This window comes from Pseudomonas sp. NCIMB 10586, assembly GCF_023127895.1.
Classification (GTDB): domain Bacteria; phylum Pseudomonadota; class Gammaproteobacteria; order Pseudomonadales; family Pseudomonadaceae; genus Aquipseudomonas; species Aquipseudomonas synxantha_A.
This window is the reverse complement of record NZ_SPKQ01000042.1, coordinates 125,602-140,365: the sequence shown is the minus strand read 5'-3', so window position 1 is coordinate 140,365 and position 14,764 is coordinate 125,602. Positions and strand designations below refer to the sequence as shown.

12 protein-coding genes are annotated in these 14,764 nt (G+C 60.3%); 8 read left to right on the top strand and 4 right to left on the bottom strand.

The genetic code is table 11. The features are described 5' to 3' along the window. The first annotated feature begins 16 nt into the window (after nucleotides 1-16). Nucleotides 17-262: a sulfurtransferase TusA gene (gene tusA, locus E4P01_RS15880; RefSeq protein WP_032877224.1), complete on the top strand. Its 246-nt coding sequence runs from the start codon at nucleotides 17-19 to the stop codon at nucleotides 260-262. On the opposite strand, the gene E4P01_RS15875 is transcribed toward tusA, so the two are convergent. Next, a complete protein-coding gene (locus tag E4P01_RS15875; protein WP_032877223.1) occupies nucleotides 259-1,653 on the bottom strand; it encodes an MATE family efflux transporter in 1,395 nt (464 codons plus the stop codon). The two genes, tusA and E4P01_RS15875, sit on opposite strands and share 4 nt — an antisense overlap. Nucleotides 1,654-1,821: 168 nt before the next feature. On the opposite strand from E4P01_RS15875, the gene pdxB reads away from it, so the two are divergent. After that, nucleotides 1,822-2,964, top strand: a complete 1,143-nt coding sequence (pdxB, locus tag E4P01_RS15870) for a 4-phosphoerythronate dehydrogenase PdxB (protein ID WP_216090907.1) — start codon at nucleotides 1,822-1,824, stop codon at nucleotides 2,962-2,964. A 53-nt stretch (nucleotides 2,965-3,017) separates the two neighbouring features. On the opposite strand, the gene E4P01_RS15865 is transcribed toward pdxB, so the two are convergent. Further along, on the bottom strand, nucleotides 3,018-3,191 hold the full coding sequence (locus tag E4P01_RS15865; protein ID WP_057013325.1) for a PA1571 family protein: 174 nt from the start codon (nucleotides 3,189-3,191) through the stop codon (nucleotides 3,018-3,020). A 236-nt stretch (nucleotides 3,192-3,427) separates the two neighbouring features. On the opposite strand from E4P01_RS15865, the gene E4P01_RS15860 reads away from it, so the two are divergent. Next, nucleotides 3,428-5,194: an ABC transporter transmembrane domain-containing protein gene (locus E4P01_RS15860; protein ID WP_179119801.1), complete on the top strand. Its 1,767-nt coding sequence runs from the start codon at nucleotides 3,428-3,430 to the stop codon at nucleotides 5,192-5,194. Nucleotides 5,195-5,329: 135 nt separating this feature from the next. On the opposite strand, the gene E4P01_RS15855 is transcribed toward E4P01_RS15860, so the two are convergent. Further along, a complete protein-coding gene (locus E4P01_RS15855) occupies nucleotides 5,330-7,258 on the bottom strand; it encodes a transglycosylase SLT domain-containing protein (RefSeq protein WP_005786144.1) in 1,929 nt (642 codons plus the stop codon). A gap of 213 nt (nucleotides 7,259-7,471) precedes the next feature. Here E4P01_RS15855 and E4P01_RS15850 point away from each other — a divergent pair, with 213 nt between their 5' ends. Continuing rightward, on the top strand, nucleotides 7,472-9,391 hold the full coding sequence (locus E4P01_RS15850; RefSeq protein WP_005786146.1) for an ATP-binding cassette domain-containing protein: 1,920 nt from the start codon (nucleotides 7,472-7,474) through the stop codon (nucleotides 9,389-9,391). A gap of 183 nt (nucleotides 9,392-9,574) precedes the next feature. On the opposite strand, the gene E4P01_RS15845 is transcribed toward E4P01_RS15850, so the two are convergent. Further along, entirely contained in the window at nucleotides 9,575-10,015 is a 441-nt protein-coding gene (locus E4P01_RS15845) for a universal stress protein (RefSeq protein ID WP_005786147.1), read from the bottom strand. 105 nt (nucleotides 10,016-10,120) lie between these two features. Here E4P01_RS15845 and E4P01_RS15840 point away from each other — a divergent pair, with 105 nt between their 5' ends. From E4P01_RS15840 to E4P01_RS15825, 4 genes are all read left to right on the top strand, one after another. Further along, a complete protein-coding gene (locus E4P01_RS15840; RefSeq protein WP_032877219.1) occupies nucleotides 10,121-10,558 on the top strand; it encodes a hypothetical protein in 438 nt (145 codons plus the stop codon). 458 nt (nucleotides 10,559-11,016) lie between these two features. Continuing rightward, complete coding sequence (gene fadB, locus E4P01_RS15835) at nucleotides 11,017-13,164, top strand: fatty acid oxidation complex subunit alpha FadB (RefSeq protein WP_005786151.1); 2,148 nt, start codon at nucleotides 11,017-11,019, stop codon at nucleotides 13,162-13,164. Nucleotides 13,165-13,193: 29 nt separating this feature from the next. Next, on the top strand, nucleotides 13,194-14,369 hold the full coding sequence (gene fadA, locus E4P01_RS15830) for an acetyl-CoA C-acyltransferase FadA (protein ID WP_005786153.1): 1,176 nt from the start codon (nucleotides 13,194-13,196) through the stop codon (nucleotides 14,367-14,369). A gap of 98 nt (nucleotides 14,370-14,467) precedes the next feature. Next, nucleotides 14,468-14,704 (top strand): DUF1653 domain-containing protein, encoded by a 237-nt coding sequence (locus E4P01_RS15825; protein WP_046071494.1) that lies wholly within the window; start codon nucleotides 14,468-14,470, stop codon nucleotides 14,702-14,704. The last annotated feature ends 60 nt before the right edge of the window (nucleotides 14,705-14,764 follow it).

Sequence of the window (14,764 nt, the reverse complement as noted above, 5' to 3'; positions counted from 1 at the left end):
GTTTCAGGAGTGAAGTATGAGTGTTGATTTACCCGTAGACGGCACCCTCGACGCCACCGGCCTCAACTGCCCGGAGCCGGTGATGATGCTGCACCAGCACATCCGTGACCTGCCGGCGGGCGGCTTGCTCAAGGTGATCGCCACCGACCCGTCGACCCGTCGTGATATTCCCAAATTCTGCGTGTTTCTTGACCACGAACTGGTGGATCAACAGGAAGATGCTGGCACCTACCTGTACTGGATCCGCAAGAAAGCCGATTAAGCCAGCGCCTTTTCGGCACGAATGCGCCGGCGTGCACTGCGCGCCAGGCGCACCAGCAACATCCCCGCCGCACAGCTCAAACCCACGATCAGCCCTTGCCATAAACCGCTTGGGCCGCTGGGTTCGCCGAGCCAGTCGGTCAGCCCTAGGGCATAACCCACCGGCAGCCCCACGCCCCAATAGGCGAACAAGGTCAGCACCATGGTCACCCGGGTGTCCTGGTAGCCGCGCAAAGCACCGGCGGCAGTGACCTGAATCGAGTCGGAGAACTGGAACAGCGCCGAGAACACAATCAGCATCGACGCCAGGTGGATGACCACCGGGTCGGGCGTGTAGATCGCCGCGATCTGCTCACGAAACACCAGCATCAGGCTGCACGACAGGCACGCATAGGCCAGTGCAGTGCCCATGCCGACCCCGGCGGCGAAGCGCGCTTCACGCGGTTCGCCACGCCCCAGGGCCTGGCCGACGCGCACGGTCACGGCCATGCTCAGGGAGTAGGGGATCATGAATACCAAAGAACTGACATTCAACGCGATCTGATGGCCGGAAACCACGGTGGCGCCCAGGCTGCCAAGCAACAGGGCAATCACCGCGAATATGCTCGACTCGGCGAAGATCGCTACGCCAATCGGCAGGCCGATGCCCAGGATGCGCTTGATCACCGCCCATTTCGGCCAGTCAAAGCGCTTGAACAGTTCGCTGCTCTGGTACACCGGGCCCCAGCGCGTCCAGCCAGCCAGGCCGAGCATCATTACCCACATCGCAATGGCCGTGGCCCAGCCGCAACCCACGCCGCCCATGGCCGGTACGCCGAAGTGGCCGTAGATGAAGATGTAGTTCAGCGGAATATTCAGCGCCAGGCCGCACAGGCCCATGACCATGCTCGGCCGCGTACGGCCCAGGCCATCACTGAAGCAGCGCAGCACGTAATACAGCGCAATTGCCGGCATCCCCGCGGCGATGCCGTGCAGGTAACCCATGGACGGCTCGATCAGGTCGGGCTCGACCTTCATCGCATGCAGGATCGGCTCGGCACATAGCAACAGCACCGCGCCGCAGAGGCCGACCACCACGGCCAACCACAACGATTGGCGCACCAACGGTCCGATCTCTGTGAGTTTTCCCGCGCCATAGCGCTCGGCCACTTTCGGCGTGGTGGCCAGCAAGGTGCCGGTCATCAGCAGGTACACCGGGATCCAGATCGAGTTACCCAGGCCGACCGCCGCAAGGTCCTGGGGGCTGACACGCCCGGCCATCACCGCATCGACAAAACTCATCGCAGTAGTTGCCAATTGGCCGATCATGATCGGCAAGGCCAGCGTCAGCAGGCCGCGCACTTCCCGGCTGATGCGGGCTGGGCGGGAAAGGGTAGCGGTGGCAGTGTTCACGTACAGGTGTCCAATAAAAAAGCAGTCGCAAGGACGGCGGATTCTACGCTTTGACGCAGTGGTCAGGAAAAAACCTGTGTTGCTGATTTGTAATGCAGCCCCACAGGGATCTGTTGTGTTAGTTGAATCCCATGCCTGTACACTGCTGATCCGCCAAAGGAGCCTGCCATGCTGATTGTTGCCGACGAAAATATTCCGCTGCTTGATGACTTTTTCCAGGGGTTTGGCGAGATTCGCCGCGTGCCTGGGCGGTCCATCGACCGCGCTACCGTCGAGCAGGCCGACGTGCTGCTGGTGCGCTCGGTGACCAACGTCAACCGTGCCCTGCTCGAAGGCAGCAACGTACGCTTTGTCGGCACCTGCACCATCGGCACCGACCATCTGGACCTGGACTTTTTCAAGCGGGCAGGGATCCAGTGGGCCAGCGCGCCTGGCTGCAATGCGCGGGGGGTTGTGGATTACGTACTCGGCAGCTTGCACACCCTGGCCGAAATCGAAGGCGTCGAGTTGGGCTCGCGCACCTACGGTGTCGTCGGTGCCGGTGAGGTGGGCGGGCGACTGGTCAAGGTCCTCAAGGGCCTGGGTTGGAACGTGCTGGTGTGCGACCCGCCGCGCCAGATCGCCGAGGACGGCGACTACGTCAGCCTGCAACAGATCATCGAGCAGTGCGATGTGATCAGCTTGCACACGCCGCTGATCAAGTCCGGCAATGGCGCCACCTGGCATTTATTCGACCGCCAGCGCCTGGAGCAACTCAAGCCCGGCACCTGGCTGATCAACGCCAGCCGTGGCGCGGTGGTGGACAACGCCGCGCTGCGCGAGGTGCTGCTGGCCCGCGAAGACCTGCAAGCGGTGCTGGATGTGTGGGAAGGCGAGCCGCAAGTGGACGTCGACCTGGCTGACCTGTGCGTGCTGGCCACGCCGCATATCGCCGGCTACAGCCTCGATGGCAAGCAGCGCGGCACCGCGCAGATCTACCAGGCATTTTGCGCGCACCTGGGCCACGAACCGAGCGTTCAGCTCAGTGATTTATTGCCGGCACCGTGGCTGGCCGAAGTCCACCTGGACGCTTCAACCGATCCGGCCTGGGCACTGGCGGCCCTGTGCCGCAGCGTGTACGACCCGCGCCGTGATGATGCAGATTTTCGTCGCAGCCTGGTGGGGACCGTGCAGGAGCAGCGCCAGTCCTTCGATTTGCTGCGCAAGCACTACCCGCAGCGCCGTGAGATAGATGGCCTGAAAGTGCGCATCAAGGGCGAGTCGACGGCGCTGTCGGCTATCGTTTCGGCTCTGGGCGCTGAAACGCTGTAAACACCCATAAAAAACCCGGCCACCTGGGCCGGGTTTGAAAGAGCGTGGGCACTTCAGCCTTGCTGGGCAGGTTTGACCAGTCGCTGTTCCAGCTCGCTGCAGGCTTGCTGGATCATCTCTTCGGTAATCTGCACCTCGCGGCCCTTGGCATCGATATACGAGCAAGGCAACACCTGCTGCTGGCGGATCACTTCAATCTTGGCGTTGCTGCTATCTTGCAAGGTCATGGCCTGTCTCCTCATCAGGTTGTGTACCTATCTTAAATCCCCCGCATGAACGCGCTGTTACAACTCCTTGCACGCTCATCGGTTCGAACACCCAGTCCACCAGAAACCGGTACATATTTCCAGATGAGTCTTAGACCGATAGCCTCTAGCGGCCTGTATCGGCGGGCATAATTAACCTGACTCATTGTTATTTGCGCAAGTTCCCCCAATGTTGAAGTACAGATTCCTCATTGGTGGTGCCTTCCATGCTCTCAACCCGTCAACGCCGTGCGATCCGCCTGGCCAGCCGCTTTATTGCGCCCTACCGCTGGCAGGCCCTGGGCGCCTTGCTGGCGCTGATCGTCACCGCCGGCATCACCTTGTCCATGGGGCAGGGCATTCGCCTTCTGGTCGACCAGGGTTTCATGACCCAGTCACCGCACTTGCTCAACCAGTCCATCGGCTTGTTCATGGTGCTGGTACTGGGCCTGGCTGTGGGTACGTTCACGCGGTTTTACCTGGTGTCGTGGATTGGCGAGCGCGTGGTGGCCGATATTCGCCGGCAAGTGTTCAATCACTTGATCTACCTGCACCCAGGCTTCTATGAGAACAACCGCAGCTCGGAGATCCAGTCGCGGCTGACCACCGATACCACGTTGCTGCAATCGGTGATCGGCTCATCGCTGTCGCTGTTCCTGCGCAACGCCCTGATGGTCATCGGCGGCATCGTGTTGCTGTTCATCACCAACCCCAAGCTCACCAGCATCGTGGTGGTGGCGCTGCCGCTGGTACTGGCGCCGATTCTGATCTTCGGGCGCCGGGTGCGCAGCCTGTCGCGTCTGAGCCAGGATCGTATTGCCGACGTCGGCAGCTATGTCGCCGAGACCTTGGGCCAGATCAAAACGGTGCAGGCCTACAACCACCAGGTGCAGGACGAACAGCGTTTCGCTGTTACCGTGGAGGACGCGTTCACCACCGCACGTAAACGCATCCTGCAACGCTCCTGGCTGATAACCCTGGTGATCATGCTGGTGCTCGGCGCCGTGGGCGTGATGCTATGGGTAGGTGGCATGGACGTGATCAGCGGGCGCATTTCCGGCGGTGAGCTGGCGGCGTTTGTGTTCTATAGCCTGATAGTCGGCAGTGCGGTTGGCACTCTGAGCGAAGTGCTCGGCGAGTTGCAGCGCGCTGCCGGTGCGGCCGAGCGTATCGGTGAGCTGTTGCAGTCGAGCAACGACATCCAGGCGCCGGCCGATGGCAGCGAACGCTTGCCGCAGCGGGTCAGTGGCCGCATGGAGCTGCAAGATCTGCGCTTTTGCTACCCCTCACGGCCGGACAGTTACGCCATTGATGGCTTGAACCTGACCATCAATCCCGGCGAAACCCTGGCGCTGGTAGGCCCATCAGGCGCGGGTAAATCGACAATCTTCGACCTGCTGCTGCGCTTCTACGATCCCCAGCAAGGGCGCATCCTGCTCGAAGGCCGCCCGCTGACCGAGCTGGACCCCCTGGACCTGCGTCGCCACTTTGCACTGGTGTCCCAGAGCCCGGCGCTGTTTTTCGGCAGCGTCGAGGACAACATTCGCTACGGCAACCCGTCCGCCACCATGGCCCAGGTCGAAGCCGCTGCGCGCATCGCCCATGCCCACGATTTCATCCTGCAAATGCCCGAGGGCTACCAGACCCACCTCGGCGACGGTGGCCTGGGCCTCTCTGGCGGCCAGCGCCAACGCCTGGCCATCGCCCGCGCCTTGTTGGTCGACGCGCCGATCCTGCTGCTGGACGAAGCCACCAGCGCCCTCGACGCGCAGAGTGAGCACCTGATCCAGCAAGCGCTGCCGCAATTGATGCAAGGAAGAACCACGCTGGTGATCGCTCACCGTCTGGCGACCGTCAAGAATGCCGATCGAATAGCGGTGATGGATCAGGGCAAACTGGTGGCGGTGGGCACGCACCAGGAGTTGATTGCGAGCAATCCACTGTATGCGCGGTTGGCGGCGCTGCAGTTCAGCGCAGATCACTAGCGCCATAAGCATTGCAGAAATGCCAATGTGAGAGGGGGCTTGCTCCCGATAGCAGAGTGTCAATCAGCAGTTTTGTTGCTGACCCACCGCTATCGGGAGCAAGCCCCCTCCCACATTGGAAGCAGGTTCAGTGCCTTACTGGTCGTCGAAGTACCGCTCATGCCAATCCACCAGCGGCTGCGGCGAATTGAGCTTCTGCCCGTAGATCACCGAATAAGACAGCACGTTCTGCACATACTGGCGGGTTTCGTCGAACGGGATGCTTTCAACCCACACATCGAAGCTCAGGTGGTCTGCACCGCGCAGCCATTGGCGCACGCGGCCGGGGCCGGCGTTGTAGGCGGCGGAAGCGAGCACACGGTTGCCGTTGAACTGGCTGTGCACCTGGCTCAGGTAGGCGGCGCCGAGCTGGATATTTTTATCCGGGTCCAGCACCTGGGCCGGGGAGGCCAGGGGGATGCTGAATTTGCGTGCGGTTTCCTTGGCGGTGCCGGGCATCAGTTGCATCAAGCCGCTGGCGCCCACGCCGGAGCGGGCGTCGTCCATAAACGCGCTTTCCTGACGCGTGATGGCAAATATCCAGCTTGAATGCAGGCCGCGCACCTTGGCTTCGCGCACCAGAGTGTCGCGGTGCGCCATCGGGAAGCGGATGTCCAGGTCGTCCCAGTACTGCGCCTGGCTGATGGTACGGATCGCCGGGAAGTACCACTTCATGTCGTAGGCCAACTTGGCCTGGGCGACCATTTCGTCACGGTTGAAGTGCCGGCTGACGTGGTACCACTCGCGGCGACCGTCCACGATCTGGCCACGGGCGTAGAACTCCAGCGCACGGCGCACCCCAGGAGTATTGCGCACCTTGTTGACCAACGCCTGGCTCATCACCAGCGGTTTGTTGTTCAACTGGTAAGGGGATTTGGAACGGTCAGCAGCAAGGAAACCGTAGAAGTCCCGTTCCTTGGCCACGTTTTTGTACAGCACCAGGGCCTGCGGGTTTTTCGGTTCGGCCAGCTCCAGGCTGCGCGCCTGCCAGTAGCGCCAGCGGTTAGTGGTGGCCAGGTCTTGTGGGAGTTTGCGGGTCAACTGGTAGGCATCTTCCCAGCGTGCCAGGCGCAACAGCAGGCGCAGGCGCCATTCGGACACGGTGTTGTCGCGCAGTTCCGGGTCGTACTTGGTCATCACGTCCAGCGCACGTGGGTCGAAGCGCTTGGCCAGGGTCAGGCCAATCTCGCGGGCAATCGACACCTTTTCGTCACGGGAGAAGTGCATGCTGCTGGCGTAGCCGTCGAGCAGGGCCATGGCCTTGTCCGGATCCTGGCGGGCCAGGCGGCGCAGGCCCAGGCCGACGGCGTCAGACATCGCCTCGGTGGCCGGCAGGAAGCGTGACGGATCGCTGAGCATGTCAGGCTTTTGCGCCACATCCACCATCAGGCGGCCTTGGACGCCTAGGGTTGGCAGGGTCTTCACCAGGCTGTTGGCCAGCGCGTAATTGCGGGCTTCGGCGGCGAGCTTGGTGCGGTCCCAAATCTTCTGTTCGGTCAGTTGGCCGGCAGCGGCCCATTGGCCGAAGGTGGCGTCACAGGCGGCGGGCTGGGATTTGCCGGTCATCCACAATTTTTCGGCGGTCTTGTAGCCTTCAGCCTTCAGATTGTGGCTGAGCTGGTACTGGCCATGCAGGCAGTCCAGCTCGACGAAATTGAGCTTGGTGTCGTAGTACTTTTCAAAGGTCTGCCAATCGCCACGCTCGGCCAGCCAACGCAGCCAACGCAGTTTCATCCAGTTGGCCTGGGGCAGGTCGCCGTGTTTGGCGAGGAACTGTTCGATTTCCTCGTTGCTCGCGGTTTTCAGGCGTGCAGTCAGCTCGTCATACGCCAGGTACGGCGTGAGCGGGTAGTCGGCCAGGGCCTGGCTGTATTGCATGTACGGGCCGCTGTCGCCCTTGGCCAGGGCGCGTTTGGCTTGATCGTAATACTGACGTTGGGTGGTGAGGTCCACCGCCTGGGCGGTTTGAACGGCAGTGGCGGAAAGAAGCAGACAAGATAAAAAGTTGAAAAGGCGACTGCGCATGAGACGTCCGTGCAGAGAAATCACGACTAGCACCGGCACTGCCGACACTGATTGCCCCTAGCTTAGCCTTTTGCCAGCGGCCCGCGAAAGCTTTGCCGTCTGGTTCGTTCAAGTTCGCCGGAAATGTCCTACAGAACGTGTCAATAGAGAAAATGCCGACCGCATCCCACCCTCAAGTCAGGTAGAATGCGCGCCCAGTTTTTGGAGAAGCGTATGACCCTGCTCAAATTCAGCGATGTGTCCCTTGCTTTCGGCGCCATGCCGTTGTTGGACAAGGTGTCCTGGCAGATCGCCCGTGGTGAGCGGGTGTGCATCATCGGCCGCAACGGCACCGGCAAGTCCAGCATGATGAAGCTGGTAAAAGGCGACCAGAAGCCTGATGACGGCTCTGTCTGGCGTGCCCCGGGCCTCAAGATCGGCGAATTGCCGCAGGAATTGCCGGTGGCCGACGGACGGACAGTGTTCGACGTGGTTGCCGAAGGCCTGGACGGCGTCGGCGAGTTGCTCGCGCAATACCATCACCTGGCGCAGAACTGCGTCACCGAGGAGGACCTGGACAAGCTGATGCACGTCCAGCAAGACCTCGAAGCCCGTGATGGCTGGCGCTTGCAGCAACTGGTGGACAGCACCCTGAGCCGCCTGCAACTGCCGGCCGACAAGACCCTCGCCGAATTGTCCGGGGGCTGGCGTCGCCGTGTGCTGCTGGCCCAGGCCCTGGTGTCCGAGCCGGACCTGCTGTTGCTCGACGAACCGACCAACCACCTGGACATCGGCGCCATCGCCTGGCTTGAAGAAGCCATCAAGGACTTCCAGGGCGCCGTGCTGTTTATCACGCACGACCGTGCTTTCCTGCAGAGCCTGGCCACGCGCATCCTCGAACTGGACCGTGGCGGCCTGATCGACTGGAACGGCGACTACGCCAGCTTCCTGGTGCACAAGGAAGCCGCCCTGGCTGCCGAAGAAACCGCCAACGCGCTGTTTGACAAAAAGCTGGCCCAGGAAGAAGTCTGGATCCGCCAGGGCATCAAGGCCCGTCGCACCCGTAACGAAGGCCGCGTGCGTGCCTTGAAAGCCTTGCGCGTGGAGCGCAGTGAGCGCCGCGAGCGTACCGGCAAGGCCAATATCCAGCTGGACACCGCCGACAAGTCGGGCAAGCAGGTAATGGTGCTGGAGAATGTCAGCTTCCATCACCCGGACGGCCCGTTCCTGATCAAGGACTTCTCCATGGTCCTGCAACGCGGCGACCGTATCGGCCTGCTGGGCGCCAACGGCACCGGCAAGACCACCTTGCTCAAGCTGATGCTCAGCGGTCTGCAGCCGACCAGCGGCAAGGTGGAAGAGGGCACACGCATCGACGTGGCCTACTTTGACCAGTTGCGCCACCAGTTGGACCTGGAAAAGACCGTGATCGACAACGTCGCCGAAGGTCGCGACTTTATCGACATCGACGGCCAGAGCCGCCACGTACTCAGCTACCTGGGCGACTTCCTGTTCAGCCCGCAACGTGCGCGTACGCCGGTCAAGGCTCTGTCTGGTGGTGAGCGCGCGCGTTTGCTGCTGGCCAAGCTGTTCAGCAAACCGGCCAACCTGCTGGTGCTCGACGAACCGACCAACGACTTGGATGTGGAAACCCTTGAGTTGCTCGAAGAAGTGCTGCTGACGTTCAACGGCACTGTGCTGATGGTCAGCCACGACCGGGAATTCCTCGACAACGTGGTCACCAGCACTCTGGTCTTCGAAGGTGAAGGCAAGGTGCGCGAATACGTCGGTGGTTACCAGGACTGGCTGCGTCAGGGTGGTTCGCCACGTCTGCTGGGCGTGACCGAGAGCAAGTCCGGCAAGGCCGACCTGACCTCGGCGGTGGTGACTCCTGTGCAAGAGGCTGCACCGGCCCAGGAAGCTGCACCCGCGGCCAAGAAGAAGCTCAGCTACAAGCTGCAGCGTGAGCTGGAAGCCTTGCCGGGTGAGATCGACGCCAAGGAACAGCAGATTGCCGCGGTAGAAGCGCAAATGGCTGACGCCGGTTTCTACCTGCGCCCGGCTGCAGAAACCGCTGCGGTCATCGCTTCCCTGGAGACGTTGAACCAGGAGCTGGAAGCGTTGGTTGAGCGTTGGGCCGAGCTGGATGCCTGAGTGATTGCACCGCAATAAAAAAGCCCGGCACTCTTCTATGAGCGCCGGGCTTTTTCATATGAAATACAGTTAAGAATGTGGGAGCTGGCTTGCCTGCGATAGCAGTCTGTCAGTTGATACACCTGGCGACTGACACACAGCTATCGCAGGCAAGCCAGCTCCCACATTAGACCTTCATCGGTCTTACGAACTCTTTGCCAGTTTGACGGCCAGTACATCGCAAGGCGCGCCGTGCAATACATCATTGGCGGTGGAGCCCAGCAACAGTGCCAGGCCATGACGGCCGTGGCTGCCGACCACGATCAGGTCACAGGCCTTTTCCTTGGCCAAGTGGTGGATTTCCTGACGCGGTTGGCCGTATGTCAGGTGGCAGTCTTCCTTTTTCAGGTGCGGGTATTTGAGAATCAAGCGGTCCAGGCGCTCCTTGGCCTGGTCGAATTGTTGTTGCTGCAACTGGGAAAGGTCCATCGGTACGTCACCGCCAAAGGCCATGGCCATGGGCTCGACGATATGCACCAGCGACAGTATGGCGCCATTGGCCAATGCGGATTCCTGCGCGCGCTTGATCACCGGATCGCACTCTTCGGTCAGATCGACAGCGACCAGAATATGTTTGTAGGGCATGAGGCGTTCCTCCAAGGGACTGCAATAAGTTCAGTATGGCTGCTTTCAAGCGGATGGGGTTGCGTCAGGTCAAATCCGCTCATCTAGAAATTCGGGAGTACACATATGACGGTGTGGATAGTGGTGTCAATCCTTGCGGTGGTTTTAAGCCCCCTGGCCTGGCTGCGCCCGTCGCGTGGGCAGAGCGGGCGCATGGCCCTGCGCATGGAGGCACGCCGCATCGGCCTGGCCATGCAGTTGGCGCCCCAGGAATGGCCGCACTGGCTCAAGCAAGAGCCGCCGAGCCCTTGTGCGCAGTACTGTCGACCGCGGCGTGGGAGCACGCCGGCCATCTGGAGTTACTGGCAGTTGGAGCCGGGTGTGTGGGTCAATCAATGGCGCGAAGAGTGTGTGGATGAAAAGTTGTTGCCGTATTTTGCGACGCTGCCGGCGAACGTCTACAAGGTCGAGGCCGACAAGCAGATGATCGCCTTGTACTGGGGCGAGAAGGGCGACATGAGTGTGTTGAAGGATATTGATGCGTTGCTCAGGGCCTTGGCCTGACACTCCTACAGAGATCGGGCAATAAAAAGCCCGACTTCATCATCGGGCTGGAGGTGGCCAGGCAGGCCGGTAAATCTGCAAGTTCCCGCTAGCCTAGCCGTATATCCCTTTCTGTACAGCCGCTTCCCACATCTTTTCTATTATTGATCTTGTGAATATTTGAATATTGACGGGTTGCCTGCCTGTGGGCCTGGTTCTGAAATGACTGGAAAGTCGCGTTTTACCTAGCCTTTGGAGCGATTGACAATTGCCCGGAATTGGATGAAGGTGGCGTACCCAAATCAAACGGGCGTATGAATTGAGCGTTTGTCCTACAGGCAGCTCAGACATAACCCCGACTATCGCACTGGCGGGTGTGCCTGGCGGATGGGTTTGAGCATTGATGCGACTGTCAACGTCAAACCAGAGGCCAGCGTCCGGTGTGTACTGTTCAGCTTCCATATCGTGGAGATCAGTTGATGATTTACGAAGGTAAAGCCATCACGGTTAAGGCTCTTGAAAGTGGCATCGTCGAATTGAAATTCGACCTCAAGGGTGAGTCCGTCAACAAGTTCAACCGTCTAACCCTGAACGAACTGCGTCAGGCCGTAGACACCATCAAAGCAGATGCTTCGGTCAAGGGCGTGATCGTCTCCAGCGGCAAGGACGTGTTTATCGTCGGCGCTGACATCACCGAATTCGTCGACAACTTCAAGCTGCCCGATGCCGAGCTGGTGGCTGGCAACCTCGAAGCCAACAAGATCTTCAGCGATTTCGAAGACCTCAACGTGCCGACCGTTGCCGCGATCAATGGCATTGCGTTGGGTGGCGGCCTGGAAATGTGCCTGGCAGCGGATTTCCGTGTCATGTCCGCGACCGCCAAGATCGGCCTGCCGGAAGTCAAACTGGGCATCTACCCGGGCTTCGGCGGTACCGTGCGCCTGCCGCGCCTGATCGGTGCCGACAATGCGATCGAATGGATCGCCGCCGGTAAGGAAAACAAGGCCGAGGACGCACTGAAGGTCGGTGCCGTCGACGCAGTGGTGGCTCCGGACAAACTGGCCGAAGCCGCGCTGAACCTGATCAAGGGCGCCATCAGCGGCGAATTTGACTACAAGGCCAAGCGTCAGCCGAAGCTGGAAAAACTCAAGCTCAACGCTATCGAACAGATGATGTCGTTCGAAACCGCCAAAGGTTTCGTGGCAGGCCAGGCCGGTCCGAACTACCCGGCCCCGGTTGAAGCGATCAAGACCATCCAGAAGGCCGCGAACTTCGGTCGTGACAAAGCCCTGGAAGTGGAAGCGGCAGGCTTCGTCAAACTGGCGAAAACCTCGGCGGCCCAGAGCCTGATCGGCCTGTTCCTGAACGATCAGGAACTGAAGAAAAAGGCCAAGGCCTACGACGAAATTGCCAAGGACGTGAAACAGGCTGCCGTACTCGGCGCCGGTATCATGGGCGGCGGTATCGCCTATCAGTCGGCGTCCAAAGGCACGCCGATCCTGATGAAAGACATCAACGAGCACGGTATCGAGCAGGGCCTGGCCGAAGCCGCCAAGCTGCTGGTGGGCCGCGTTGATAAAGGTCGTATGACCGCTGCAAAAATGGCCGAAGTGCTCAATGGCATTCGTCCTACGCTGTCCTACGGCGATTTCGGCCACGTCGACCTGGTGGTCGAAGCGGTTGTCGAGAACCCGAAGGTCAAGCAGGCGGTATTGGCTGAAGTGGAAGCTCAGGTCAAAGATGACACCATCCTGGCCTCCAACACCTCGACAATTTCCATTTCGCTGCTGGCCAAGGCCCTCAAGCGTCCGGAAAACTTCGTCGGCATGCACTTCTTCAACCCGGTGCACATGATGCCGCTGGTGGAAGTGATCCGTGGCGAGAAGTCCAGCGAGCTGGCCGTTGCCACCACCGTTGCCTACGCCAAGAAAATGGGCAAGAACCCGATCGTGGTCAACGACTGCCCGGGCTTTTTGGTCAACCGCGTGCTGTTCCCCTACTTCGGCGGTTTCGCCAAGTTGGTCAGTGCCGGTGTGGACTTCGTGCGCATCGACAAGGTCATGGAGAAATTCGGCTGGCCCATGGGCCCTGCGTACCTGATGGACGTGGTCGGTATCGACACCGGCCACCACGGCCGCGACGTGATGGCTGAGGGCTTCCCGGACCGCATGAAAGACGACCGCCGCTCGGCGATCGACGCGCTGTACGAGGCCAAGCGCCTGGGCCAGAAGAACGGCAAGGGCTTCTACGCCTACGAGGCCGACAAGAAGGGCAAGCAGAAGAAAGTCGCCGATCCGTCGGTGCACGAAGTGCTCGCTCCGGTCATCTACGAACAGCGTGAGGTGTCGGACGAGGACATCATCAACTGGATGATGATCGCCCTGTGCCTGGAAACCGTACGTTGCCTGGAAGACGGCATCGTCGAAACCGCCGCCGAAGCCGATATGGGCCTGGTGTACGGTATTGGTTTCCCTCCATTCCGTGGTGGTGCACTGCGCTACATCGATTCGATCGGTGTGGCCGAGTTCGTTGCCCTGGCTGACAAATACGCTGATTTGGGCCCGCTGTACCACCCGACCGCGAAGCTGCGTGAAATGGCCAAGAATGGCCAGAGCTTCTTCGGTTAAGCGCCCAATCGACTAGAGCGAGAATATTTATGAGCTTGAATCCAAGAGACGTCGTGATTGTCGACTTCGGTCGTACTCCGATGGGCCGCTCCAAGGGCGGCATGCACCGCAACACCCGCGCTGAAGACATGTCGGCGCACCTGATCAGCAAGCTGCTGGAACGTAACGTCAAGGTTGACCCGAACGAAGTCGAAGACGTGATCTGGGGCTGCGTCAACCAGACCCTGGAGCAGGGCTGGAACATCGCGCGCATGGCGTCGTTGATGACTCAGATCCCGCACACCGCAGCCGGCCAGACCGTCAGCCGCCTGTGTGGCTCGTCGATGAGCGCGCTACACACCGCTGCGCAAGCGATCATGACCGGCAACGGTGATGTATTCGTGGTCGGCGGCGTGGAGCACATGGGCCACGTCAGCATGATGCACGGCGTCGATCCCAACCCGCACATGTCGCTGTACGCGGCAAAAGCCTCGGGCATGATGGGTCTGACCGCAGAAATGCTCGGCAAGATGCACGGCATCACTCGCGAAGCCCAGGACGCGTTCGGCCTGCGTTCCCACCAGCTCGCCCACAAGGCGACCGTGGAAGGCAAGTTCAAGGATGAGATCATCCCGATGAACGGCTACGACGAGAACGGTTTCCTGAAACTGTTCGACTACGACGAAACCATTCGTCCGGACACCACCCTGGAAAGCCTCGCGGCGTTGAAGCCTGCGTTCAATCCAAAGGGCGGCACCGTGACAGCCGGTACGTCGTCGCAGATCACCGACGGTGCTTCGTGCATGATCGTGATGTCGGCGCAGCGTGCCCAGGACCTGGGTATCCAGCCGCTGGCCGTGATCCGTTCGATGGCGGTAGCAGGTGTGGACCCGGCGATCATGGGCTATGGTCCAGTACCGGCCACACAAAAAGCCTTGAAGCGCGCGGGCCTTTCCATCTCCGATATCGACTTCTTCGAGCTCAACGAAGCTTTCGCCGCACAGGCCCTGCCAGTGCTGAAAGATTTGAAAGTACTCGACAAGATGAACGAGAAGGTTAACCTGCACGGCGGTGCGATTGCCCTGGGCCACCCATTCGGTTGCTCCGGTGCACGTATCTCCGGCACTTTGCTTAACGTGATGAAGCAAAATGGCGGCAACCTCGGGGTTGCTACCATGTGCATTGGTCTCGGCCAAGGCATCTCCACCGTCTTCGAACGCGTCTAAACGTTCGGTTGACGGAAGCCGGGGCCAAGTGCCCCGGTTTTTGTTTTTTGGAACTTTTTAATATTTTTTTTCAACAAATTTTGTACGAGGGGCAGAGCATGAAAGTTGAACCAGGGCTCTACCAACATTATAAGGGGCCGCAGTACCGCGTTTTCAGCGTGGCACGGCACTCCGAAACCGAAGAAGAAGTGGTGTTTTACCAAGCACTGTATGGCGAATACGGCTTTTGGGTGCGTCCCTTGAGCATGTTCCTTCAGACCGTTGAAGTTGACGGCGAGCAGGTCCCGCGCTTTGCTTTGGTCCAGGCCGAACCCAGTCTTTTTAAAGGGCAATAAGGGCAGGTCGCGCAGAATGCTGCGCTTGACCTCACCTTGTTGCCACTATATATAGCGTTG